We start from the raw sequence: 22,284 nt of genomic DNA, 5'->3' as shown, positions 1-22,284 counted from the left end.
GAGATGAGGATGGCGACGCCTGCGAACCTTCTGCGTGCGGTCTCGTTCGGGAGCGCGACGCCAGAGCAGGAATTCCTGCCGGCGGCGCTCGAAATTGCCGAGACGCCGCCCAACCCGCTCGGACGCCTGACGGCGCTGGCGCTGTGCGCGGTGACCTTGACGGCGCTCGGTTGGGCGGTGTTCGGCAAGGTCGACATCGTCGCGGTTGCCAGCGGCAAGGTGATCTCGCACACCCGTACGCAGGTCGTGCAGCCGTTCGAGACGGCGAGCGTCAAGGCCGTCCTGGTGCAGCCGGGGCAGCGGGTGCGCGCCGGCGATGCGCTGATCGAGCTCGACAAGACGGCGGTCACCGCGGAGGCCGATCGCGCCCGCAGCGATCTGATCGCGGGCCTGCTCGACGAGGTCCGACTGGCGGCCTTTCTCGATGGCGTGACGACCGCGCCGTTCGATCTCGTGGTCGGTGCCGTCCCGCTCGACGGCGACCGGGCACAGGCCCAGCTGACCGCACAGGCCGCGATGCGTGCCAGCCAACTGGCGGCGCTGGCGCAGGAGCGCGCCCAGCATGTCGCCGAGCGCGAGGCGCTGCTGCAGACCGCAGGCAAATACGAGCAGACGCTCCCGATGGTCGCGCAGCGCGCCGATATCCGCATCAAGGCGAGCGAGATCGGCAATGCTTCGATCATCGCGCGGCTGGAAAGCCAGCAGCTCCTGGTCGAGACCCGCGCCGAGCTCGAGATCACACGCGCCAAGATCAACTCGCTCGATGCCACGATCGCCGGGCTCGACCAGAAGATCGTCGCGACCGAGGCCGACATCCGCGACAAGGCGATGCGCGATCTCGCCACCGCGCGCGAGCGCGCCCGCGCCGCCGGCGAGGCGCTGACCAAGGCGATGCGTCGTGCCGAACTGCAGACGCTGCGCGCGCCGATCGACGGTACAGTGCAGCAGATGCATCTCGCTGCCGCCGGTGCCGTGGTGACGCCGGCGCAGCAGCTGTTGTCGGTCGTTCCCGACGACGAGAGGATCGAGGTCGAGGCTGTGGTCGAGAACCGCGATGTCGGCTTCGTCGAGGTCGGCCAGCGCGTCGAGCTCAAGGTCGATGCGTTTCCTTTCACGCGCTACGGGCTGCTCGCCGGCGCGGTGACCGCGGTCGACCGCGATGCCGAGGCAGCGCCCGTCAATCCGAACGGCGTGCAGGGCGCCGAACGGCAGGCCGACCAGACCGACCGGGTCGAGGCCAGCGAGCGCCTGCGCTACATGGTGCACATCGCGCTCGACCGCAGCACGCTCGACGTCGACGGCCGCATGGCGGCGCTGGTGCCGGGCATGTCGGTCAAGGCGGAGATCCTGACCGGCAAGCGGCGGATCATCGACTTCCTGCTGGCGCCGTTGCGCGAGCACGTTCACGATGCGATGCGCGAGCGCTGAGGACGCCGGTTCGCCGGCATGCTTAACGGACCTGCGCGAATTTAATCGAATGGTCCCCGTCAAATCCTCATGGACGCGCTTACGGAACGCTCGCGTTCGAGAGGTATGTTGCGGCATTGCCTTTTCCTCGTTGGGACGTTGCGGCTTTCATCATGAACGAAACCAGATCGGTGTTGCGGGACCTCGAGGATGCGATTGCGCGGGGCACCGCCGACAGCCGTGAGCGCGCGCTGTGGCATGCGACGGACCTTCTGCTCGCCGGACGCTATTGCGAGGACGAGATCGCGACCTTCGGCGAGGTCATCGGCCGGCTCGCCGACGAGATCGAGACCGAGGCGCGTGCCAAGCTCGCGGATCGCCTCGCCAGGATCGAATATTCACCGGCGAGCGTCATCCGCAAGCTCGCCTTCGACGATGAGATCTACGTCGCGGGCCCGGTGCTGCGCGACTCGGAGCGGCTCGATGACGCCACGCTGGTCGAGAACGCCAGCACCAAGAGCCAGGAGCATCTGCTCGCGATCGCCGAGCGCAAGACATTGAGCCCGGCGGTCACCGACGTGCTGGCCTCGCGCGGCAACCGCGCGGTCGCCACTGCGGTGGCGCGAAATCACGGCGCGCAGTTCTCCGGCCAGGGTTTTCTGCACATGGTGCAGCGGGCCGAGAACGATTCGATCCTCGCCGAGCATCTCGGGCGGCGCCTCGACATTCCCCGGCACCTGTTCCAGCAGCTGATCGCCAAGGCCTCGGACGACGTCGGCAAACGGCTGGCCGGCGAGCGGCCGGAGCTTCTCGGCGAGATCCATAGCTCGGTCGCCACTATCGCCGGCGATCTTCAGTCCAAGTTCGGGCCCGGTTCTCGCAACTACTTCGTTGCCAAGCGCACCGTCTCGATCCAGCATCGCCTCGGCAATCTACACGAGATGGCCATCGCGGGCTATGCCGTCGCCCACAAGGTCGAAGAGGTGATGATCGGCCTGGCGCTACTGTCGGGGTTGCCGCCCGACGTCGTCGAGCGGGCGCTGTTCGATCGTGATCGCGAGATGCTGCTGATGCTGGCCAGGGCGCTCGACTTCTCCTGGGATACCACGATGGCGCTCGCCTTCCTCGGCGCGCGCGACCAGCGCATCACCGCCGGCGAACTGCAGGATCTCGAGCGCGACTATGCCAAGATCAAAGTGCAGACCTCGCGCAGCGTGCTCGAATTCTATCAGTCGCGCAAGAATCCCGCGAGGAGCGGCACACCGCGCGCCCTTGCGCATTGAGGCAGCCCGGCATGAAACGACAGGTGATCGCGAATGAATGATCTGGGTTTCCGACCCGCCGACCGGCAACAGCCTGGCCGTGGCGCGGCGTCGGCCGATCACGCAGCGATCGACGCGGCCTGGCACGTGCTCGAAGCCGCCAACGAGCTCGGCGACGAGACCGCGGTCGCGGCCTGTCGCCGCGTCATCGATGCGAGCCTCAACGGCGCGGGCGCGGATCGTGCGGATATTCAGCTCGTGACGGATTACTTTCGCTAGGTCTCGCGACGTGGTCCGCTGCAACGGCAGGACGTTTGCTTTTGGATCGCGATTGCTCTTGGATCGCGATGCGCGCGGCCCTACGATCCACGCAAGTAACGCACCATCTCTCCCTTCAAACGAAAAGCTCGTAGCCCGGGTACCAACGTGACGGCGACGATGGGCCTAGTCTACACCGTCGCAAGCTGCGGATCAGCTTTTCCGGGACGCTTGGCCGTCTTTTGCTTCGCCGGCTCGAACAGCGCGCTCGCCGCCAGGCCGGCCGTGTCGGCAACCTCCGGATTGCGCGACACCATCGCCGCCACGATCGCGCCGTCGATCAACAGCGCGAGCTGATGCGCAAAGCTCTCCGGCTCCACGGCCCCCATCTCGCGGGCGAGCTTCTCGATATGGGCCAGCACCACCTTCTTGTGGCGCATCGCGATGGTGCGAAACTGCTTCTGATCCTTGTCGTGCTCGCCCACCGCATTGATGAACGGGCAGCCGTAGAAGCGCTCCTCGCTGAACCAGCTCTTCAGCGCCGGGAAGATGCGCGTGAGCTTGGTTTGCGCATCGCCGCCGCCGGTCTCCATCTCCGCGATGAACCATTCGCGCCACTGCCTGCCTTCGCTTTCCAGCACGGCGGTGACGAGCGCGGTCTTCGACCCGAACAGCTTGTAGAGCGTGGTCTTGGCGGTACCGGCCTCGCTGATGATGGCGTCAATGCCAGTGGCGTTGATGCCGTTCTTGCAGAACAGATGCGTCGCCGCGCCGAGCAGGCGGCCGCGCGCGGATTCATCATCAACAGTGGCCATCGTTCTCGCGACCGCTGGCTTCTTGCCGGTTCGTTTGCCCGCAGCTGACTTGCCCATGGGCGCAAGCTTAATCGCTGTGCGCCCGAGTCAGCAAGACTGCTGATGCCGTTGGGGCGGCGTTGCGCTCAATTTGATCGCGATGGGCAGCATTCTGCATCGCACTTGAGCAGGCGGGAGCAGACGCCGTTCCGCCATGATCGTGTAAGCCGCGAAGATCATTCCGCCTTTTGAAATCCGGTCTCGCTGGCACGCTTCGTGCAGGATACAGACCGTTCGGTATCCTCATCCCAGGGAGAGAAATGAGATGACCGCTGTGGTTCAAAAGACGGCTTTGACGGGCTGCCTCGCCCCCATCGACAAAGGTGGGCTCGAACAGCTCATCGCCAACGGCAAGGCCAACCCCAAGGTCATCAAGACCCTGAAGTGCAAGACCGTGGCCGAAGGCAAGTTTCGTCACGCCAACTACATCCGCAACCTCGCACCCTACATCGTTGACGAGCCGCCGGGCCTGCTCGGCGACGACACTGCGCCGAATCCGTCGGAAGCCTCGTTGGCCGCGCTCGGCTCGTGCCTGGCCGTCGGCCTGCACGCCAACGCCGTGCATCGCGGCTGGACCGTCAACAAGCTCGAACTGGAGCTCGAAGGCGACCTCAACATCACCGCTGTCTGGGGCACAGGCGACGTGAGCGAGAAGCCGGTCGGCTTCACCGATGTGCGCGTCAAGGTAGACATGGAGTGCGAAGGCATCTCCAAGGACGAGGTTCAGGCCCTGGTCGATCACGTGAAGAAGTGGTCGCCGGTCGCCAACACCTTCACGCGCCCGGTCAATCTCGAAGTCGGGATCTGATCTGGGTTGAGTGCCTGAGAAGCGGAGGACGTCATGGGTTCACTCGGACAGCATCTGGCGATCGATGGCGCGGGCGTGATGCCCGTGCCGTCGATCGTGGAGCAGGTCGCGGCGATCGCGCGCAACGAGCTCGCGCCGCTGGCCTGCGGAATCGACGCCGGAACGGTGTACCCGGCTGACGTGCTCCGCCGCTTCGGCGAGGTCGGTGCGTGGAGCAGCCACGTGCCGGAAGATGGAGCGGCTGATCTCAACTGCGCCATCGACGCGATCGGTGCGATCGGCGAGGTCTGCGGCGCCTCGGCGTTCATGGCGTGGTGCCAGAATACGCTGGTCTGGTACGTCGCCAATTCGTCGAACGAAACGCTGAAGGAGCGTCTGCTCGACGATGTCGCGAGCGGTCGGCTGCTTGGCGGCACCGGGCTTTCCAACCCGATGAAGAGCTTCTTCGGCATCGAGAAGCTCAAGCTGAAGGGCCGGAAGGTCGAGGGCGGCTACGTCGTGCGCGGGGCGCTGCCCTGGGTCTCGAACCTGGGGCCGGACCACATGTTCGGCACCATCTTCGAACGCGAGGATGCGCCCGGCGAGATCGTGATGTTCGTCGCCGATTGCGCCGATCCGGCGGTGACCTTGCAGCCATGCCAGCCGTTCCTGGCAATGGACGGCACCGGCACCTACGGCATCCAGTTCCGCGACCTGTTCGTGCCGGACGAATTGATCCTCGCCGATCCCGCTGGTCCGTTCGTGAAGAAGATCCGGGCCGGCTTCATCCTGCTGCAGGCCGGCATGGCGCTCGGCCTGATCAAGGACTGCATCAAGATCATGCAGGAGGTCGCGGCGCCGCTCGGCCACGTCAACCGCTATCTGCCGCAACAGCCGGTCGACTTCCGTGCGCTCGCCGACGAGCTCGCAACTGAGACGGCCATTCTCGCCGCTGATCCCTACAACACCGACGAGACCTACTGGCGCAAGGTCGTTGCTCTGCGCCTGCGGGCCGGCGAGGCCAGCGTCGCTGCGGCTCATGCCGCGATGCTCCATTGCGGAGCGCGCGGCTACCTCAAGGGCAATCGCGCCGAACGTCGCCTGCGCGAGGCCTATTTCGTCGCGATCGTGACCCCCGCGACCAAACAGCTCCGCAAGATGCTCGCCGACGGCTGACGCCGGCGAGAACGGCACACCAACACATCCCACCAGGAGAGGCCTGCCATGACGGACGTTCTGATTACTGCCGGCGAACTCGCCGAGTTCATCAAGACCGAGCCGTGTGTCGTGATCGACACGCGCAATCCCGACGCCTATGGTGCGGGACATCTTCCCGGCGCCGTCAACGTCCATGAGATCTTCACCTATCTCGCGACGTCGACTCCCGAAGGCATGGAAGAACTGAAGACCAAGTTCGCCGACGCGTTCGGCGCAGCTGGCCTGTCCGGCAGCGAGACCGCAATCGTCTATGAGCAGTCGATGAACTCCGGCTTCGGCCAGTCGTGCCGCGGCTACTTCCTGCTGACCATGCTCGGCTATCCCAAGGTCAAGGTGCTGCACGGCGGCTACGACGCCTGGGTCGCCGCCGGCATGCCGGTGACCACAGATGTGCCGTCGCCAACCAAGGCTTCGTTCGCGATCGTGCCGGAGGCGGGCAGCATCCTGATCGACGCCAAGGCCATGCTGGCCGCCGTCGGCAATCCGGCCATCGCGATCCTCGACGTCCGCGATGTCGACGAGTGGATCGGGGACTCGTCCTCGCCCTACGGCAAGGATTTCTGCCCGCGCAAGGGGCGCATCCCCGGCGCCGTCTGGCTCGAATGGTACCGCATGATGAAGCCGACCGGGGAAGGCCCGCGCTTCAAGTCGAAGGACGAGATCCTCGCCGAATGCGCCACCGTCGGCATCACGGTCGACACGCCGGTCTATCTCTACTGCTTCAAGGGCGCACGCGCGTCGAACACGTTCCTCGCACTGAAGAACGCCGGCGTGAAGGATGTGCGCATGTACTTCGGCTCGTGGAACGAGTGGTCGCGCGACCCGTCGCTGCCGATCGAAGAGGGCCTGCCAACGCCGGCGCTGACCAGCAAAGCGGCATAGAAGCTGCATGATATGCACATCCGGCCGCTGAAAAATGCGGCCGGATGAGCCGTTCGAGGGCGCAGTCAGCGCAGGTGTGACAAAGGGGCGCAGCACATGTCGATTTTCGATGATCCGTTCGATGCCGAGGCAAACGTGAATGCCGGTTGTATTTGCGGCCAGCATCGCAGTCCGGCCGAACATGAGCACGCCGCGCTGGCGCTGCGCTGTGAGCCAGTGGCCCTCTCTCATGAGAAGCGTTATGAGAACGTCGTGGCGTCAGCCGTGCTGCGCGCGGTATTTCCGGAAGCCACGACGCGACGTGCGTTCCTGAAGTCGGTGGGCGCCGCCACGGCGCTCGCCGCGGTTTCGCAGTTTTTCCCGCTGAAGACGGCGACGGAAGCCTTCGCCGAAGCGGGCACGCCGGAGAAGAAGGACCTCAAGGTTGGCTTCATCCCGATCACCTGCGCGACGCCGATCATCATGGCCGCGCCGCTCGGCTTCTACGCCAAGGCCGGGCTGAACGTCGAGGTCGTCAAGACCGCCGGCTGGGCCGTGATCCGCGACAAGACCATCAACAAGGAATATGACGCCTCGCACATGCTGGCGCCGATGCCGATCGCGATCTCGCTCGGCCTCGGTGCGCAGCCGATCCCGTTCACCGTGCCTGCGATCGAGAACATCAACGGGCAGGGCATCGTGCTGGCGATGAAGCACAAGGACAAGCGCGATCCCAAGGATTGGAAGGGCATGAAGTTCGCCATTCCATTCGACTATTCGATGCACAATTATCTGCTGCGGTACTATCTCGCGGAGCACGGCATCGATCCTGATACCGATGTTCAGCTGCGCTCGGTGCCGCCGCCGGAGATGGTGGCGAACCTGCGCGCCGACAACATCGACGGCTTCCTGGCGCCCGACAATATCTGCCAGCGTGCGATCTATGACGGTGTCGGCTTCCTGCACATCCTGTCCAAGGAGATCTGGGACGGCCATCCCTGCTGCAGCTTCGCGGCCAGCCGCGAGTTCATCACGGCCGCCCCGAACAGCTTTGCCGCGCTGACCCGCGCCATCGTCGATGCAACGGCGTACGCGGCGAAGGCCGAGAACCGCAAGCAGATCGCCGAGGCGATCGCGCCGGCCAACTACATCAACGCGCCGGTGACGGTGCTGGAGCAGGTCCTGACCGGCACCTATGCCGACGGCCTCGGCGGGGTGAAGACCGATCCGAAGCGGGTCGATTTCGATCCGTTCCCGTGGCAGTCCTTCGCGGTGTGGATGCTGACCCAGATGAAGCGCTGGGGCCAGATCAAGGGCGACGTCGACTACAAATCGGTCGCAGAGCAGATCTATCTCGCCACCGACACCCGCAAGGTCATGACCGAGATGGGCCTGACGCCGCCGAAAGACTCCTACAAGTCGTTCTCGGTGATGGGCAAGCCGTTCGATCCGACCAAGCCGGATGACTACGTCGCCAGCTTCAAGATCAAGAAGGCGTCGTGATGGGGGAGTTAGACGTGACGCTGCCGACCAGGCCACCGCTGTCGTCCCCGCGAACGCGGGGACCCATACGCCGTGACCTGTCTTGGGGTAGGGGCGGTAGCGACAATCTTTTCCACCAACTGCCGGCGGTGGTTATGGGTCCCTGCGTTCGCAGGGACGACAGCTGTTGGTGGGGCGACGTATGACCGCCTCACTCCGCCTGCGCGCCGCCGTGGTCTCCATCGTGCTGCTCGCCGTGTTCCTCGGGGCCTGGCACCTCGCCACGCGCAGCACGGGCACGACCGCCACCATGAGTCCCGAATACGCCAAGCTGATGGGACTGACCGCCACGCAGGGCAAATCCGCGATGCCCGGGCCGCTCGATGTCGGCGTCAAGCTGTGGGAGCATCTCAAGCGGCCATTCTATGACAATGGACCGAACGACAAAGGCCTCGGCATCCAGCTCGCCTTCTCGCTGGGACGGGTCATGCTCGGCTATCTGATTGCTGTGGCGATCGCGATTCCGCTCGGCTTCCTGATCGGCATGTCGCCCTTGATGAGCAAGGCGCTCGATCCGTTCATCCAGATCCTCAAACCGATCTCGCCGCTCGCCTGGATGCCGCTCGCGCTCTACACGATCAAGGATTCCAGCCTGTCGGCGATCTTCGTGATCTTCATCTGCTCGGTGTGGCCGATGCTGATCAACACCGCCTTCGGCGTCGCCAGCGTCCGCAAGGAGTGGATCAACGTCGCCCGCACGCTCGAAGTCGGGAATTTTCGCCGGGCCTTCACGGTCATCCTGCCCGCCGCAGCGCCGACGATCCTGACGGGCATGCGGATCTCGATCGGCATCGCCTGGCTCGTGATCGTCGCCGCCGAGATGCTCGTCGGCGGCACCGGCATCGGCTACTTCGTCTGGAACGAGTGGAATAACCTGTCGATCACCAACGTGATCATCGCCATCCTGCTGATCGGTCTCGTCGGCATGGCGCTGGACCAGATCCTGGCCCGAGTCTCGCGGCTCGTGACGTTTCCGGAGTAGGGGTATGACGGTCGTGATCCCAAGCGAAGCTGCCTTCTTACCTCTCCCCGCCTGCGGAGAGAGGTCGGATCGCGCGCGTCAGCGGGCGATCCGGGTGAGGGGGTACAGGTCTCTCGACGTACACTCCCGGAGCGCCGGCCCCTTACCTCTACGCTCCACGCGCACCTCTCGCGGGGCTGCCCCTCACCCCGACCCTCTCAGCGCGAGCGAAGCTCGTCGCGACCCTGTAAGAACGGGGAGAGGGAGCGCACGTGCTTCGTGGAGAGTTCGAGGATGACCTCCGACAAATTCATCTCCATCGAGGGCATTGCCAAGCGTTATGATGGCGCGCGCAGCACGACGATCTTCGAGAACCTGTGGCTCGGCATGACCCGCGGCGAGTTCGTCTGCGTGATCGGGCATTCCGGCTGCGGCAAGACGACGGTGCTCAACATCCTCGCCGGGCTCGATGCGCCGAGCGAGGGCGTGGTCGTCGTCGACGGCCAGGCCATCGAAGGCCCCAGCCTCGACCGCGCCGTCATCTTCCAGAGCCATGCGCTGCTGCCGTGGCGGACCGTGCTCGGCAACGTCGCCTATGCGGTCTCATCCAAATGGCGCAAATGGGATCGCGCCAAGGTCAAGGCGCATGCGCTGAAATACATCGAACTCGTCGGCCTCGCCGGCTCCGAGCACAAGCGGCCGTCGGAGCTGTCCGGCGGCATGAAGCAGCGCGTTGGCATTGCCCGGGCGTTGGCGATCACACCGAAGATCATGCTGATGGACGAGCCGTTCTCGGCGCTGGATGCGCTGACGCGCGGGACCTTGCAGGACGAGGTCCGGCGCATCTGCGTCGAGACCGGGCAGACCGTGTTCATGATCACCCACGACGTCGACGAGGCGATCTATCTGGCCGACAAGATCGTGCTGATGACCAACGGGCCCGGCGCGGTGTTGGCGGAGATCGTCGAGAACCCGCTGCCGAAAGATCGTCTGCGCGGTGACCTGCACCGGCATCCGCTGTACTACGCGCTGCGCAACCACATCATCGACTTCCTCGTCAGCCGCAGCAAGATCTTCACCGCGGAGACGCCCGATCACGATCCGCGCAAGGTGCCGGTGGTGAAGATTGGCCGGACGGAGCCGACGATCGTCGTGTCCAAGCCGGCCGAGAGCGACGCGCCGCAGGCGGTCGCGCGCTGACGCTCAGAAGAAACCCTCAACGAAGGCCCATCAAGGGAGACCAAGCATGAAGCGATCCGACCTCACCGAGAAGCTGCTCGACATCAAGCGCGAGAAGGGCTGGAGCTGGAAGTACATCTGCGAGCAGATCGGCGGCTATTCCGAGGTGCTGATCGTCGGCGCCATTCTCGGCCAGATGAAGCTGACCAAGCCGCAGGCGGCCAACGCCGGCGAGCTGTTCGGCCTCTCCAAGAGCGAAATCTCGATGCTGAACGAGACGCCGATGCGGGGCGAGGGCGTGCAGATGCCGCCGACCGATCCTTTGATCTACCGCTTCTACGAGCTCGTGATGATCAACGGCCCGGCGTGGAAGGAATTGATCCAGGAGGAGTTCGGCGACGGCATCATGTCGGCGATCGATTTCGACATGGTGATGGAGCGCCTGCCCAATCCGAAGGGCGATCGCGTCAAGATCTCGATGTCGGGCAAGTTCCTGCCGTACAAATATTACGGCGCCAGCGGCAACGTGCCGGAATATGGCTTCAAGGAAGAGTAGCGAACAGGGAGTGCGAATAGCGAGCAGGGCGTAGCGGTCGGGGAAGGATCTCCCTATTCGCTACTCGCCATTCGCTATTCGCCTCCCGTCGCTATTCGCTTCTTCTCACTGTCCCGCCTTGATCTGGGCCACGGCGGTCGCGAGCAGGTCGCTCATCTTGGCGCGCACGTCCGCCTCGGTGACGGCGGCACCCTTGGCGGTGAGATCGCCCAGCACCTTGCGAAGCACGTCGGCATCGCCGGCTTCCTCGAAATCGGCCGCGACGACCTCTTTGGCATAGGCATCGGCGTCCGCGCCGCTCTTGCCGAGCTTTTCGGCCGCCCACAGGCCGAGGAGCTTGTTGCGGCGGGCTTCCGCCTTGAATTTCAATTCCTCGTCATGGGCGAATTGCCTCTCGAAGGCGTCCTCGCGCTTATCGAACGTCGTCATGGCCGGAACTTCCAGTGTTGCCGAAAAGGGTTAACCGCGCAGGCGGTTGCGGGTCGGTGTCCGCACGCCTAAATAATTGGAACACCTTGCCAATACAACGGATACGGGGCCGCAGGGAAGGGCGGTAAAACTCCGCTCCCACGGTCTGGATCGATTGTGCTCGGGACACCAATGAGATAGGTTTCCCACAGGCCCGGTTCTTGTTCTGTTTCATTCAGGTCCAGGCCCTCGCGGCAGCTCCGTCGTGGTCCTGTCCTAAAGTCATCCGGAGCCCACCATTTCATGGATTTCAACAAAACACGGTACATCCCAATGAGCCGTCGGCGTCGCATTTATGAAGGCAAGGCCAAGGTCCTTTATGAAGGTCCCGAGCCGGGCACCCTGATCCAGCACTTCAAGGACGACGCCACCGCCTTCAATGCCAAGAAGCACCAGGTGATCGAAGGCAAGGGCGTCCTCAACAACCGGATCTCGGAGTACCTGTTTCAGCACCTCAACGACATCGGCGTGCCGACTCACTTCATCCGCCGGCTCAACATGCGCGAGCAGCTGATTCGCGAGGTCGAGATCGTGCCGCTCGAGGTCGTCGTGCGCAACGTGGCGGCGGGCTCGCTGTCGCAGCGCCTCGGCATCGAGGAAGGCACCCAGCTGCCCCGTTCGATCATCGAATTCTATTACAAGAACGACCAGCTCAACGACCCTATGGTGTCGGAGGAGCACATCACCGCGTTCGGCTGGGCCACCCCCCAGGAGATCGACGACATCATGGCGCTCGCCATCCGCGTCAACGACTTCCTGACCGGGCTCTTCCTCGGCATCGGCATCCGCCTCGTCGATTTCAAGATGGAATGCGGCCGGCTGTTCGAGAACGAGATGATGCGGATCATCGTCGCCGACGAGATTTCCCCCGATTCCTGCCGGTTGTGGGACATCAAGTCGAACGAGAAGCTCGACAAGGACCGCTTCCGCCGTGATCTTGGCGGCCTTCTGGAGGCCTATACTGAGGTCGCCAAGCGGCTCGGCATCCTCATCGAGAACGAGCGTCCGGCGGGCTCCGGTCCGGTCCTGGTCAAGAGCTAAGGGCAAGTTTCTGAGGTGAATGACGTGAAAGCGCGTGTCACGGTGACGCTGAAATCCGGTGTCCTCGATCCCCAGGGTAAGGCGATCGAGGGTGCCCTGAAATCGCTTGGCGTCGACGGCGTCGCGAGCGTGCGGCAGGGCAAGGTGTTCGACATCGAGCTCGCCGGTGCCGACAAGGCCAAGGCGGAGGCTGCGCTCAAGGCGGCCGCCGACAAGCTGCTCGCCAACACGGTGATCGAGAATTACCGGGTGGAGCTCTTGGGGTAGGCGATGGCTGTGACGGTCCGCGAGATCTACGAGCTTATGCTGGAGATCTCGCGTGACTTGGTCCATGTCGAACATTCGGTCGATGATCTCCTTGCCGGCGTGCGCGCGTTGAACCGGGAGCTCTCGTCTGACTCAAATACTCTCGCGTGGCCGCGAGGGAGCGATCCTCGAGCAAGCACTTAAAGATCATGAAATCCGCCGTTCTCGTCTTCCCCGGCATCAATCGCGAACGCGACATGGCGCGGGCGCTGCGCATGATCTCCGGCCATGAGCCGGCGATGGTCTGGCACGCCGAGACGTCGCTGCCCAAGGGCACCGATCTGGTCGTCGTCCCCGGCGGCTTCTCCTATGGCGATTATCTGCGCTGTGGCGCGATCGCGGCGCGGGCGCCCGTCATGGATGCGGTGCGCGATCACGCGGCCAAGGGCGGCCTCGTGCTCGGCGTCTGCAACGGCTTCCAGATCCTGTGCGAATCGGGGCTGCTTCCGGGCATCCTGATGCGCAATGACCGGCTCAGATTCATCTGCAAGGACGTGCATCTGCGGGTCGAGCGCTCGGACTCGCCGTTCACCCGCGGCTACAATGCGGGCCAGGTGATCCGCGTGCCGGTCGCGCATGGCGAGGGCAATTATGCCGCGGACGAGGAGACGCTGAAGCGGCTCAACGGCGACGGCCGCGTGCTCTATCGCTACTGCTCGGCGGAAGGTAACGTCGGCGACACCAGCAACATCAATGGCGCCGCGCATTCGATCGCCGGCATCGTCAATGAGAACGGGAATGTGCTCGGTATGATGCCGCATCCCGAGAATCACGTCGAGGACATCATGGGCTGCACCGACGGCCGCGGCCTGTTCGCCGGCCTGGTCGCCCATCTCGATCGCGCGGCCTGACGCCGTTCATCCAAATCGTTCCGTAGTTTTTTCTCGCGCCGTCCGGCAACGCCGGGCGGCTGTTTGCGTTGTCCGCCCGATTCCCACGGGGCATGGAACCAAGGAGGTTTTCATATGACGACGAAACATTGGCTGGGAACGGCCGCAATCATCCTCACGATCGGCACGGCATCGGGTGCTGCATCGGCGCAATCGGAGATGAAGCACGAGGGCGGCGCTGCAGCTGCGTCGCCGCGCGAGGCAGCGCGTCCGGCCGCTGAGGCCAAGGGCGGTGCAGCGGCTACGGAACGCGGCGCGTCAGAGACGAAGCAGAACGCGCAGGAGTTGCGCCGCAGCGAGCCGTCGCCGGCGGCAGCGGGCCGGGAACAGGCTCAAGAGCGTTCGCCGGAGCGCTCGGCGCACGATGCCAAGCAGAGCGCAGAACAGAGCAAGGGCGGACCCGCCTCGGCCCAGCGCGATCGCGACGCCAAGGAGAGCGCAGAGACCAAGTCGCCGTCCGACAGCAAGCAGGCCGACAAGCAGCCGGACAGCAAGGGCAAGGCTGACGCGAAGCAGCAGCAGGGCCGCGCCGACGAGCCGCGCAAGGGCGAGGATCGGGCCACCGAGACCAAGTCGGGCGCGACGGACCGGAAGTCGGATCGCGAGGCCGATCGCAACGGCGCCGACAAGAGCCGGCAAAGCCAGGATGAACGCAAGACCGGTACGTCGGACCAGGCCGCCGACAAGCAGGCCGCCGACAAGCAGGCCACTGACAAGCAGGCCACCGATCGCAACAAACAGGCCGACCAGCCGGGCAGCACTGATAACAAGAATACCACCGCGCAGCAGAACCAGCCGACCGGTCCGGCCGGCGCGAGCAAGCCGGATGCGACTGGACAGGCCAACAATCAGGCCCAGACCAACAGCAACCGCACCAGCACGCAGGTCTCGGTGAACGACCAGCAGAAGACGCGCGTGGTCGATCAGCTGCGCCGCGATCACGATTTCGACCGCGCCCGCACTGATATCGACATTCGCATCAACGTCGGCGAGCGCCTGCCGGAGCGCGTGCGGCCGCGTCCGCTGCCGACCGACATCGTGACCATCGTGCCGGAATATCGCGGCTACGAATACACGGTCGTGCATGACGAGATCGCGATCATCGACCCGCGCAGCCGCGAGATCGTCGACGTCATCCCGCAGAACGGCATGCGCGCCGATCGCGGCGGCTATGACCGCGGCAGCTATGGCGTGAACTCGACCCGCATCGTGCTGTCCGACGATCAGCGCCAGATCCTGCGCCGCGCGGCGACGGAGACGGGCACCGTCGGATCGACGACGACGTCGTCATCAACCTCATCCGGCTCGAGCTGCCTGAGCCTGCGTCGCGTGCCCGACGAACTCGCCCGCGCCAATCCGGAACTCGCGAACTACCAGTATCTGGCGATCGGCGATCAGGTCGTGCTGATCGATCCGCGTGACCAGAAGGTGGTCCAGGTCATCGACCAGCAGCAATAGCAGTTGCTCCATGTGAGCGGCCAAGGGCGGGAGCGCAACGCGCTTCCGCCCGTTTTGCTCGCCGACGGCATGCCGGATCGCCTCAGTTACGATGTCTGGGCGCTGGCCGCGAGCCATGCCTGGCCGGCATAGCACGCAATCTAAAGATTGATTTGGACATAGCGCGCCTGCGTCTGCTCTAGTTCGCCCACAAACGGGAACGAGGATTCCATCTCGTCCATGAGGGGAGCGAAACGAGCCATGGCGATCATCCGCCAGCTGTACGTCCAGGTCCTGATCGCGATCATCATCGCGATCGTTGTCGGCCTGACGGCGCCCGAGGCCGCCGTTCAGATGAAACCGCTCGGCGACGCGTTCATCGCGCTGTTGCGCATGATGCTCGGACCGATCATCTTCTGTTCGGTCGTGCTCGGCCTGACCCATGTGCGCGACATGCGCCAGCTCGGCCGGCTCGCTTTCAAATCCCTGCTGTATTTCGAGATCCTGACCACGCTCGGCATGGTCGTGGGCTTCATCGCGGTCAACGTCTTCCAGCCGGGGGCCGGACTGCACGCCGGCAATCTCGCGCTCAATGAGAGCGTGACGCGCCTCTCCAACTCGGCAAGCAACTTCACCGCCGTCGGCTTCTTCCTCAGCATCATTCCGACCACGATCGTCGACGCCTTCGCCAAGGGCGAGATCCTCCAGGTCCTGTTGATCTCGGTGATGGTCGGTGCGGCGCTGAGCGTCGGCCTGAAGAAGGACTCGGCGATCCTGCATGGCATCGAGGAAGGGCAGGATATTCTGTTCCGCATGCTCGGCTTCATCATGAAGCTGGCGCCGATCGGCGCCTTCGGCGCCATGGCGGCGGCGATCGGCACCCATGGCAGCGGCACGCTGCTCTATCTCGGCAAGGTCGTGCTGCTCTACTGGATCACGGCTGTCCTCTTCGTGGCCGTCGTTCTCGGCAGCGTCTGCGCCATCATGCGGCTGTCGCTGCTCAAGCTGCTGCGGCTCATCCGCGAGGAGCTCCTGCTGGTGCTCGGCACCGCCTCCGGCGAGGTCGCGCTGCCGCGCCTGATGCAGAAGCTCGAGCAGGCCGGCTGCGACGGATCGATCGTCGGCTTCGTCCTGCCGGCCGGCTACAGCTTCAATCTCGACGGCACCGGCATCTACATGGCGATCGCCGTGGGCTTCATCGCCCAGGCCACCGATACGCCGTTCACCTACGGCCAGCAGGTGGCGGTGCTCGCGGTGATGCTGCTGACCTCGAAGGGCGGAACGACGGTTGCCGGGGGCGCCTTCATCAAGCTCGCAGCAACGCTTCAGTCGGTGCGGGTGCTGCCGCTCAACGGCCTCGGCCTGTTGTTCGGGATCGACCGGCTGATGGCGACCTGCACGGCGCTCACCAACGTCATCGGCAACACCGTCGCCGTCTTTGTCATCGCGCGCTGGGAGAATGCGCTGGATACGGCCAAGCTCGACGCCTATCTCGCGGGCACGGCGGCACCGGTCGCCGATGAGGCCGAGGCCGCGCGCGCGGCGATCGTCGGTGCCGGCGAATGAGATCGGCGCAGGCTTCAGCGAACGTAGTCGCCGATGATCTTGGCGCCGGGCCAGTCGCCGTCGGCGACACTCTGCGCAATCACCTCGCGGACGAGCGCCAGCAGCTCCTCGGCCAGCCAAGTCGGCTGCCGTTCCCTGGGCATTCCGATCGAGACGGTCGAGATCAGGGGCGGTCGCTCGATCGACCGCAAGGTGAGCTCGCCGCGCTTGGCTTCGGCCGCGACCGCTGCATAAGCGAGGATGGTTGCGCCGAGGCCGCGCTTGACCATGGCCTTGGTCATGCTGACGCTGTCGACCTCGAAGGCGACGTTGAGGCGCGCGCCGTTCTGGATGGCGGCCTGCTCGATCAGGCGACGATTGCTGTGCGGAAGGCTCGGCAGGATGAGCGACAGCCCGGCCAGCTCGCGCCATCTGATGGTCTCCGCGACCGCCTCGCCGCGTTTGGCCGGCGGGCCGGCGACGACCATGCGCTCGTGAAGGATCGGCGCCAGCGCGATGCCGTCGAGCGGCGGCGGATTGTAGAGCACGGCGATGTCGAGCCGGCGGTCCAGCAGCCACTCCTCGAGCGAGGAGCTGATGCCCTCGCGAACCTGTACCGATGCCTGCGGCCAGCGCTTACGCAGCTCGACCACCACCGATGGCGCAATGCGCAGGCCGGCCACGGGCGGCACCCCCAGCACGATGTGGCCGGCGAAGCTCGAATCCGGCGAGCGCACCGCGCCCGGCATCTGATCGATCTGCAGCAGCACCGCATGGGCATGCTCGAGAAACGTCGTGCCGGCGCGCGTCAGACGGACCCCGCGGCCGTGGCGGACCAGCAGCGCGACGCCGAGCTCGTCCTCCAGCTTCATCAGCTGACGGCTCAGCGCGGACTGCGCGACGTTGAGCATCGTCGACGCCCGGCTCAGGCTGCCGGCGCGCGCCACCTGCACGAAGTAACGAAGCTCGCGGATGTCGATGGCTATGTCCTCCGCGCCGCCGCCCGCCGCGATCTATTGCAAGCGGGCCATGGCGAGTCAAACCGCGCCGCCGTGCCGGCGCCAATTGGGATGAGACGAGCGCCTTGCCGATGAACTGGATCCACCTGGACGGACTGACCCTGCGCTACGAGCTGCGGGGCAGCGGAGCGCAGACGCTGGTGCTGCTGCACGAGCTCGGCGGCAGCCTCGAAAGCTTCGATGCGTTGATGTCCGAACTCGGCGAGGGGCGACGTATCCTGCGCTATGATCTGCGGGGCGCTGGCCTGTCGGAGAAGCCGCGATCATCCTTCAGCTTCGATGATCATGTTTGCGATCTCGACCGGCTGCTGACCGCGCTTGGGATCGAGGGACCTATCGACATTGCAGGCGTCGCGGCCGGGGCTGCGGTGGCGGTCAGCTTCGCGCTGGCCTATCCGGACCGCGTGTCCGCGCTGGCGCTGTGCGCGCCTGCGCTCAGCGTCGATGCCGATCGCGTGCACTATCTGGCCCGGCGCTCCGAGCTGTGCATGCGTTCCGGCATGCGGGCGGTGGCGGCCGAGACGCTAGACCGCTCCTATCCGCCCGCGCTGCGGCGTGACCGCAATACATATCTCACCTATCTCGGCCGCTTCCTCGGCAATGATCCGGTCGGCTACGCCCATAACAATCTTGCGTTCGCCGAGGTCGACCTGCGCGGCCGTCTGCGCGACATCCCGCACCGCTGTCTGGTGCTCGCCGGAGCGCATGATCTGTTGCGGCCGGAGGCGCAGGTCGCGGCGCTGGCGCTGATGATCCCGCACGCCGACTACGCGAGGATCGACGAGGCCGGTCATCTGATGCAGGTGCAGGCGCCGGCCGAGCTGGCGCGGCGCCTGCTCGCGTTTCTCGCGCCACCCGCAGCACGGCCGGTGCTGCCGCGCGCCTCGTGACCGGGAGTGATCGCATGCGGATCAAGGAGCTCACGCTCGCCGATATGGATGATGCGCAGCGTGCCGTGGCGGAAGAGGCCATCGCGGGAAAGCGCGGCCGCATCCCGGCGCCGCTGCGGGCCTGGCTGCACAGTCCGGAGCTCGGGCGCCGCGCCCAGAAGCTCGGCGAGTTCGTCCGCTATGACACGTCGCTGCCGCCGGCGCTGTCCGAGCTCGCGATCCTGGTGACCGCACGGCACTGGACCTCGCATGTCGAATGGTACGCCCACAAGCGCGACGGGCTTGCGGCCGGCATCGACCCCGCCGTCATCGACGCGCTCGCGATGCGGCGTGCGCCTGAGTTCACCGACCCCAAAGCGAAACTTGTTCATGACTACACGAAACTGCTGCTCGCGACCGGCCGGGTGCCGGATGATCTGCATGCGGCTGCGACTGATGCCCTCGGCGAACGCGGCGTGGTCGATCTCGTCGGCATCATCGGCTACTACGCGCTGGTGGCGCTCACCCTCAACGCCTTCGAGATCGGCCTGCCGGATGGCGAGAGGCCGGAGCTGGAGCCCTGAGCATGACGAAGCGCCTCGACGGCAAGGTCGCGATCATCACCGGTGCCGGATGCGTCGGTCCGGGCTGGGGCAACGGCCGGGCGGCCGCGGTCATCTTCGCGCGCGAGGGCGCCAAGGTGTTCGCCGTCGACAGCAACGCCGAACGCATGGACGAGACTCTGGCCCGCGCCCATGCCGAAGGCGGCACGATCACCGCTCATAGCTGCGACGTCACCAACGCGGCGGCGGTCAGCGCCATGGTCGATGCCTGCATCGCCGCGTTCGGACGGGTCGACATTCTCGTCAACAATGTCGGCGGATCGGCGCCGGGCGGCCCGGTCGAACTGACGGAGGAGGGCTGGGACCGCCAGCTCGATCTCAACCTCAGAAGCGTGTTCCTGACCTGCAAGGCGGCGCTTCCGCACATGGCCGCGCAGGGCGGCGGCGCCATCGTCAACACCGCCTCCACCTCCGGCATCCGCTGGACCGGGTCGGCGCAGGTCGGCTACGCCTCGGCCAAGGCTGCGGTGATCCAGTTCTCGCGCGTCGTCGCCGTGCAGTATGCGCCGCAGCGGGTGCGCGTGAACACCGTCGTGCCCGGCCAGATGCATACCCCGATGGTCGAGGCCCGCCTCGCCGGCCAGCGCGCCGGCGGCGATGTCGCGGCGCTGCTGCAGACGCGGCAGGCCCGAATTCCGCTCGGCTTCATGGGCGACGGCCGCGACACCGCCAACGCCGCGCTGTTTCTCGTCTCCGACGAGGCCCGCTTCATCACCGGCACCGAGATCATCGTCGATGGCGGCATGAGCGCCCGCTGTGACTGAGACCATGAGCCCTGCGATGCCTGACGTTTCGATCCCGGCCGAGCGCGGCGTGCTGTTGCCCGGCGCCTGTGACGCGCATTGCCACATCTTCGGCCCGTTCGATCGCTTTCCGTTGCCGGGCGATCGCAGCTTCACGCCGCCGGAGGCGCCGGAAACGGCGCTGCGCCGGCTACATGACCGGCTCGGCTTCCACCGTGCCGTCATCGTGCACAGCCAGGGCCACGGCCGGGACCATCGCCCGCTGCTCGATGCCCTTGCCGTGGGGCGCGGCCGCTATCGCGGCGTCGCCGTGCTCGGGCCGGATGTCTCCGCCAAGGAGGTCGCGCGTCTGGACGTGGCCGGCGTCTGCGGCACGCGTTTCAACTTCCTGGCGCATCTCGGCGGCGCGCCGGCGCCGGAGCGCATCCAGGCCGTGCTCGCGCTCGTCAGGCCGTTCGACTGGCATGTCGCCATCCACGTCACCGGCGCCGATCTCATCCGCTACGCCGATCTGATCGCAGCGATCGAGGCGCGCGTCGTCATCGACCACATGGCCCGTCCGGATCTGAGCCAGAACCTCGCCGCAGGCCGGGAGATCCTGTGTCGCCTGCTCGACAGCGGACGGGTCTGGGTCAAGCTCAGCGGCGCCGACCGCATCTCGCTGATGGGCGCGCCCTATCGCGACGTCGTGCCGTTCGCCCGCGATCTCGCCGCGCACGCGCCGGAGCGCGTGCTGTGGGGCAGCGATTGGCCGCACGTCAACATCAGTGGTCCGATGCCCGACGACGCCGCGCTGGTCGATCTGCTGACCGAGATCGCGCCGTCGGATTGGTTGCGGCGCCGGATTCTCGTCGACAATCCTGCCAAGCTATTCGGCTTCGACACTCCGCCGCGCTGACCTCTTCGACATCACTCAACGTGCGCTCTTTGAACCGTCCGTGACGTCGCCGCGTCACACTGATGTCGTCAACATGGCCTGCAAAGACGTGGGATTGTCGGCCGCGCTTGGTCACGTTATCAACGTCGGCGTGTAAAGTTCCGGCCGTGAGTGGGGTCTGCCGTGCCTGTCGCCCTCGTTGTTCTGCTTCTCGATATCTCGCTGATCTACCATGCTTCGCGTACCGGACGGCTGCAGCCCTGGGCTTTCATCATCCTGATGGTGCCGATGATCGGCGCGCTCGCCTACATCGTGGTCGAGCTGGTGCCCGAATGGCTCGGCAGCCACGACGTGCAGAAGGCGCGCAAGCGCGTTGCCAACAAGCTCGATCCCGAGAAATACTACCGCGAGCTGTCCGATCGCGTCGCGATCACGGACACGATCGCCAACCGTGCGGCGCTCGCCGAAGAATGCGTCGCGATCGGCCGCTACGACGAGGCCGAGCAGCATTACGACCACATCCTCAGCCTGCCGATGGGCCACGAGCCGCTGTTCGCGCTCGGCAAGGCCAAGGCGCAGTTTGCGCGCCGCCGTCCTGCGGACGCGCTGGCGACGCTCGATGCGCTGCAGAAGAGCTGGCCGGACTACAATTCGGCCGAGGCGCATTTGTTGTACGCGCGGGCGCTGCAGGAGGCCGGCCGCACCGACGAGGCGATCGAGGAATATCAGGCGTTGCTGGACTATGCGCCGGGTAGCGAAGCGAAAGTCCGCTACGGCATGCTGCTCAAGCTGGTCGGCCGGATTGCCGAAGCCAAGATCGTGTTCACCGAGCTGTTGATCCAGATGAAGCGCGCCCCGCGCCATGTCCGCAAGGCCCAGGCGGAATGGATCGCGATCGCCGAGAAGCAGATCGCGGGGTAGGGCCCGTAGCCCGGATGAGCGCAGCGATATCCGGGTTCACCGATAGCGCGCGTGAGACCCCGGATGTCGCTGCGCTCATCCGGGCTACGACTCCGGCTACGGCGAGTTCGCCGCCTCCGGCGTCCGCCGTCTGATGCGCTTGATCGTGCCCGAGAACGAAAACAGCGGCTTTGGGCCGGAATGCAGCATGCCGCGCAGGAAGATCAGCGAGACGCCGGCGCGGGTGACCTCGCCGGTGGCCTCGATCAGTTCGCCCTCGCGCGCGGCATCGAGGAATTCGGACGAGAACGACACCGTGACCCCCGGGCCCTGCATGATCGGCGCGGCGAACGCGAACAGGCAATAGTCGGCGAAGGTCATCAGGCAGCCGCCATGGACGTTGCCGCCGCCGTTCAAATGCTTCTTCTCGACCCGGAAGGCGCAGCGGATCGTGCCGTCGTCCTCCATCCGGTGCCAGAACGGCCCGGTGTGGGATTCGTAGCTGTCGCGCATCCAGGTCCGCCAGCCGGCGAACTCGCCGTCCGTGGCGATATGGATACCGGGGCGGTTCTCGAAGGCGGAACGGGTCAGATCGTGCACGTGCGAGGGCCTTTAACTGTTGATTTACCGTCTTAAATCCGATTGGTCGCCAATCTGCAAATCTACTCGTTCCTGGCCCCC

General features: G+C 65.6%; 24 protein-coding genes. 20 read left to right on the top strand and 4 right to left on the bottom strand.

Annotated elements, in window-relative coordinates; genetic code table 11:
- The first annotated feature begins 9 nt into the window (after positions 1 to 9).
- The 3 genes from S58_RS23780 to S58_RS23770 all read left to right on the top strand — a co-directional run bounded on the left by S58_RS23780 (position 10) and on the right by S58_RS23770 (position 2,948).
- Positions 10 to 1,428, top strand: coding sequence for an HlyD family type I secretion periplasmic adaptor subunit (locus S58_RS23780; protein ID WP_015667924.1), 1,419 nt, complete (start codon positions 10 to 12; stop codon positions 1,426 to 1,428).
- Positions 1,429 to 1,580: 152 nt separating this feature from the next.
- A complete protein-coding gene (locus tag S58_RS23775; protein WP_042340177.1) occupies positions 1,581 to 2,690 on the top strand; it encodes a DUF2336 domain-containing protein in 1,110 nt (369 codons plus the stop codon).
- Between the two features lie 33 nt (positions 2,691 to 2,723).
- Positions 2,724 to 2,948: a hypothetical protein gene (locus S58_RS23770; protein WP_015667922.1), complete on the top strand. Its 225-nt coding sequence runs from the start codon at positions 2,724 to 2,726 to the stop codon at positions 2,946 to 2,948.
- 170 nt (positions 2,949 to 3,118) lie between these two features.
- Here S58_RS23770 and S58_RS23765 read toward each other — a convergent pair whose 3' ends face one another.
- Positions 3,119 to 3,799 carry a TetR/AcrR family transcriptional regulator gene (locus S58_RS23765; RefSeq protein ID WP_015667921.1) on the bottom strand — a complete coding sequence of 227 codons (681 nt, stop codon included), beginning with the start codon at positions 3,797 to 3,799 and terminating at the stop codon, positions 3,119 to 3,121.
- A gap of 247 nt (positions 3,800 to 4,046) precedes the next feature.
- Here S58_RS23765 and S58_RS23760 point away from each other — a divergent pair, with 247 nt between their 5' ends.
- From S58_RS23760 to cynS, 7 genes are all read left to right on the top strand, one after another.
- Positions 4,047 to 4,589, top strand: a complete 543-nt coding sequence (locus S58_RS23760) for an OsmC family protein (RefSeq protein ID WP_015667920.1) — start codon at positions 4,047 to 4,049, stop codon at positions 4,587 to 4,589.
- A gap of 33 nt (positions 4,590 to 4,622) precedes the next feature.
- On the top strand, positions 4,623 to 5,744 hold the full coding sequence (locus S58_RS23755; RefSeq protein WP_015667919.1) for an acyl-CoA dehydrogenase family protein: 1,122 nt from the start codon (positions 4,623 to 4,625) through the stop codon (positions 5,742 to 5,744).
- 48 nt (positions 5,745 to 5,792) lie between these two features.
- Positions 5,793 to 6,668 carry a sulfurtransferase gene (locus S58_RS23750; protein ID WP_015667918.1) on the top strand — a complete coding sequence of 292 codons (876 nt, stop codon included), beginning with the start codon at positions 5,793 to 5,795 and terminating at the stop codon, positions 6,666 to 6,668.
- Positions 6,669 to 6,764: 96 nt separating this feature from the next.
- The gene (locus S58_RS23745; RefSeq protein WP_015667917.1) at positions 6,765 to 8,150 is read left to right on the top strand and encodes a CmpA/NrtA family ABC transporter substrate-binding protein; all 1,386 of its coding nucleotides are present in this window, start codon (positions 6,765 to 6,767) and stop codon (positions 8,148 to 8,150) included.
- A 181-nt stretch (positions 8,151 to 8,331) separates the two neighbouring features.
- Positions 8,332 to 9,171: a nitrate ABC transporter permease gene (gene ntrB / locus S58_RS23740; protein WP_015667916.1), complete on the top strand. Its 840-nt coding sequence runs from the start codon at positions 8,332 to 8,334 to the stop codon at positions 9,169 to 9,171.
- 273 nt (positions 9,172 to 9,444) lie between these two features.
- Complete coding sequence (locus S58_RS23735; protein ID WP_015667915.1) at positions 9,445 to 10,350, top strand: ABC transporter ATP-binding protein; 906 nt, start codon at positions 9,445 to 9,447, stop codon at positions 10,348 to 10,350.
- A gap of 46 nt (positions 10,351 to 10,396) precedes the next feature.
- Positions 10,397 to 10,885 carry a cyanase gene (cynS, locus tag S58_RS23730; protein WP_015667914.1) on the top strand — a complete coding sequence of 163 codons (489 nt, stop codon included), beginning with the start codon at positions 10,397 to 10,399 and terminating at the stop codon, positions 10,883 to 10,885.
- Positions 10,886 to 10,990: 105 nt separating this feature from the next.
- Here the strand turns inward: cynS and S58_RS23725 are convergent, their stop codons facing one another.
- Positions 10,991 to 11,314 carry a DUF1476 domain-containing protein gene (locus S58_RS23725; protein WP_015667913.1) on the bottom strand — a complete coding sequence of 108 codons (324 nt, stop codon included), beginning with the start codon at positions 11,312 to 11,314 and terminating at the stop codon, positions 10,991 to 10,993.
- Between the two features lie 312 nt (positions 11,315 to 11,626).
- Here S58_RS23725 and purC point away from each other — a divergent pair, with 312 nt between their 5' ends.
- From purC to S58_RS23695, 5 genes are all read left to right on the top strand, one after another.
- Positions 11,627 to 12,394 (top strand): phosphoribosylaminoimidazolesuccinocarboxamide synthase, encoded by a 768-nt coding sequence (gene purC, locus S58_RS23720; RefSeq protein WP_016843454.1) that lies wholly within the window; start codon positions 11,627 to 11,629, stop codon positions 12,392 to 12,394.
- Positions 12,395 to 12,418: 24 nt separating this feature from the next.
- Complete coding sequence (gene purS, locus S58_RS23715; protein ID WP_015667911.1) at positions 12,419 to 12,661, top strand: phosphoribosylformylglycinamidine synthase subunit PurS; 243 nt, start codon at positions 12,419 to 12,421, stop codon at positions 12,659 to 12,661.
- Between the two features lie 188 nt (positions 12,662 to 12,849).
- Entirely contained in the window at positions 12,850 to 13,551 is a 702-nt protein-coding gene (gene purQ, locus S58_RS23705; protein WP_015667910.1) for a phosphoribosylformylglycinamidine synthase subunit PurQ, read from the top strand.
- Positions 13,552 to 13,665: 114 nt separating this feature from the next.
- Positions 13,666 to 15,048, top strand: a complete 1,383-nt coding sequence (locus S58_RS23700; RefSeq protein ID WP_015667909.1) for a DUF1236 domain-containing protein — start codon at positions 13,666 to 13,668, stop codon at positions 15,046 to 15,048.
- Positions 15,049 to 15,288: 240 nt separating this feature from the next.
- Complete coding sequence (locus S58_RS23695; RefSeq protein ID WP_015667908.1) at positions 15,289 to 16,593, top strand: C4-dicarboxylate transporter DctA; 1,305 nt, start codon at positions 15,289 to 15,291, stop codon at positions 16,591 to 16,593.
- A 14-nt stretch (positions 16,594 to 16,607) separates the two neighbouring features.
- On the opposite strand, the gene S58_RS23690 is transcribed toward S58_RS23695, so the two are convergent.
- The gene (locus S58_RS23690) at positions 16,608 to 17,546 is read right to left on the bottom strand and encodes a LysR family transcriptional regulator (RefSeq protein WP_277996615.1); all 939 of its coding nucleotides are present in this window, start codon (positions 17,544 to 17,546) and stop codon (positions 16,608 to 16,610) included.
- Positions 17,547 to 17,662: 116 nt separating this feature from the next.
- Here S58_RS23690 and S58_RS23685 point away from each other — a divergent pair, with 116 nt between their 5' ends.
- The 5 genes from S58_RS23685 to S58_RS23665 all read left to right on the top strand — a co-directional run bounded on the left by S58_RS23685 (position 17,663) and on the right by S58_RS23665 (position 21,624).
- Complete coding sequence (locus tag S58_RS23685) at positions 17,663 to 18,481, top strand: alpha/beta fold hydrolase (RefSeq protein ID WP_042340174.1); 819 nt, start codon at positions 17,663 to 17,665, stop codon at positions 18,479 to 18,481.
- Between the two features lie 14 nt (positions 18,482 to 18,495).
- Complete coding sequence (locus S58_RS23680) at positions 18,496 to 19,044, top strand: carboxymuconolactone decarboxylase family protein (protein WP_015667905.1); 549 nt, start codon at positions 18,496 to 18,498, stop codon at positions 19,042 to 19,044.
- A 2-nt stretch (positions 19,045 to 19,046) separates the two neighbouring features.
- Positions 19,047 to 19,847 carry an SDR family NAD(P)-dependent oxidoreductase gene (locus S58_RS23675; protein ID WP_015667904.1) on the top strand — a complete coding sequence of 267 codons (801 nt, stop codon included), beginning with the start codon at positions 19,047 to 19,049 and terminating at the stop codon, positions 19,845 to 19,847.
- Positions 19,848 to 19,863: 16 nt separating this feature from the next.
- Complete coding sequence (locus S58_RS23670) at positions 19,864 to 20,724, top strand: amidohydrolase family protein (protein ID WP_244440632.1); 861 nt, start codon at positions 19,864 to 19,866, stop codon at positions 20,722 to 20,724.
- Between the two features lie 162 nt (positions 20,725 to 20,886).
- Positions 20,887 to 21,624: a tetratricopeptide repeat protein gene (locus tag S58_RS23665; RefSeq protein ID WP_015667902.1), complete on the top strand. Its 738-nt coding sequence runs from the start codon at positions 20,887 to 20,889 to the stop codon at positions 21,622 to 21,624.
- A gap of 96 nt (positions 21,625 to 21,720) precedes the next feature.
- Here S58_RS23665 and S58_RS23660 read toward each other — a convergent pair whose 3' ends face one another.
- Entirely contained in the window at positions 21,721 to 22,203 is a 483-nt protein-coding gene (locus S58_RS23660; RefSeq protein WP_015667901.1) for a PaaI family thioesterase, read from the bottom strand.
- Positions 22,204 to 22,284: the final 81 nt, after the last annotated feature.

This window comes from Bradyrhizobium oligotrophicum S58 (assembly GCF_000344805.1).
GTDB classification, from domain to species: Bacteria; Pseudomonadota; Alphaproteobacteria; order Rhizobiales; family Xanthobacteraceae; genus Bradyrhizobium; species Bradyrhizobium oligotrophicum.
The sequence above is the reverse complement of the archived record's forward strand: the minus strand, read 5'-3'. Positions and strand labels throughout refer to the sequence as shown.

Bases quoted from the DNA above. Each gene is read 5' to 3' on its own strand.
- S58_RS23775 (WP_042340177.1), top strand. From the start codon at position 1,581: ATGAACGAAACCAGATCGGTGTTGCGGGACCTCGAGGATGCGATTGCG.
- S58_RS23725 (WP_015667913.1), bottom strand. From the start codon at position 11,314: ATGACGACGTTCGATAAGCGCGAGGACGCCTTCGAGAGGCAATTCGCC.
- purC (WP_016843454.1), top strand. From the start codon at position 11,627: ATGAGCCGTCGGCGTCGCATTTATGAAGGCAAGGCCAAGGTCCTTTAT.
- S58_RS23670 (WP_244440632.1), top strand. From the start codon at position 19,864: ATGCCTGACGTTTCGATCCCGGCCGAGCGCGGCGTGCTGTTGCCCGGC.
- S58_RS23760 (WP_015667920.1), top strand. From the start codon at position 4,047: ATGACCGCTGTGGTTCAAAAGACGGCTTTGACGGGCTGCCTCGCCCCC.
- S58_RS23770 (WP_015667922.1), top strand. From the start codon at position 2,724: ATGAATGATCTGGGTTTCCGACCCGCCGACCGGCAACAGCCTGGCCGT.
- S58_RS23755 (WP_015667919.1), top strand. From the start codon at position 4,623: ATGGGTTCACTCGGACAGCATCTGGCGATCGATGGCGCGGGCGTGATG.
- S58_RS23680 (WP_015667905.1), top strand. From the start codon at position 18,496: ATGCGGATCAAGGAGCTCACGCTCGCCGATATGGATGATGCGCAGCGT.
- ntrB (WP_015667916.1), top strand. From the start codon at position 8,332: ATGACCGCCTCACTCCGCCTGCGCGCCGCCGTGGTCTCCATCGTGCTG.
- cynS (WP_015667914.1), top strand. From the start codon at position 10,397: ATGAAGCGATCCGACCTCACCGAGAAGCTGCTCGACATCAAGCGCGAG.
- S58_RS23700 (WP_015667909.1), top strand. From the start codon at position 13,666: ATGACGACGAAACATTGGCTGGGAACGGCCGCAATCATCCTCACGATC.
- S58_RS23695 (WP_015667908.1), top strand. From the start codon at position 15,289: ATGGCGATCATCCGCCAGCTGTACGTCCAGGTCCTGATCGCGATCATC.
- S58_RS23765 (WP_015667921.1), bottom strand. From the start codon at position 3,799: ATGGGCAAGTCAGCTGCGGGCAAACGAACCGGCAAGAAGCCAGCGGTC.
- S58_RS23745 (WP_015667917.1), top strand. From the start codon at position 6,765: ATGTCGATTTTCGATGATCCGTTCGATGCCGAGGCAAACGTGAATGCC.
- S58_RS23735 (WP_015667915.1), top strand. From the start codon at position 9,445: ATGACCTCCGACAAATTCATCTCCATCGAGGGCATTGCCAAGCGTTAT.
- S58_RS23780 (WP_015667924.1), top strand. From the start codon at position 10: ATGGCGACGCCTGCGAACCTTCTGCGTGCGGTCTCGTTCGGGAGCGCG.
- S58_RS23685 (WP_042340174.1), top strand. From the start codon at position 17,663: ATGAACTGGATCCACCTGGACGGACTGACCCTGCGCTACGAGCTGCGG.
- S58_RS23750 (WP_015667918.1), top strand. From the start codon at position 5,793: ATGACGGACGTTCTGATTACTGCCGGCGAACTCGCCGAGTTCATCAAG.
- S58_RS23675 (WP_015667904.1), top strand. From the start codon at position 19,047: ATGACGAAGCGCCTCGACGGCAAGGTCGCGATCATCACCGGTGCCGGA.
- purQ (WP_015667910.1), top strand. From the start codon at position 12,850: ATGAAATCCGCCGTTCTCGTCTTCCCCGGCATCAATCGCGAACGCGAC.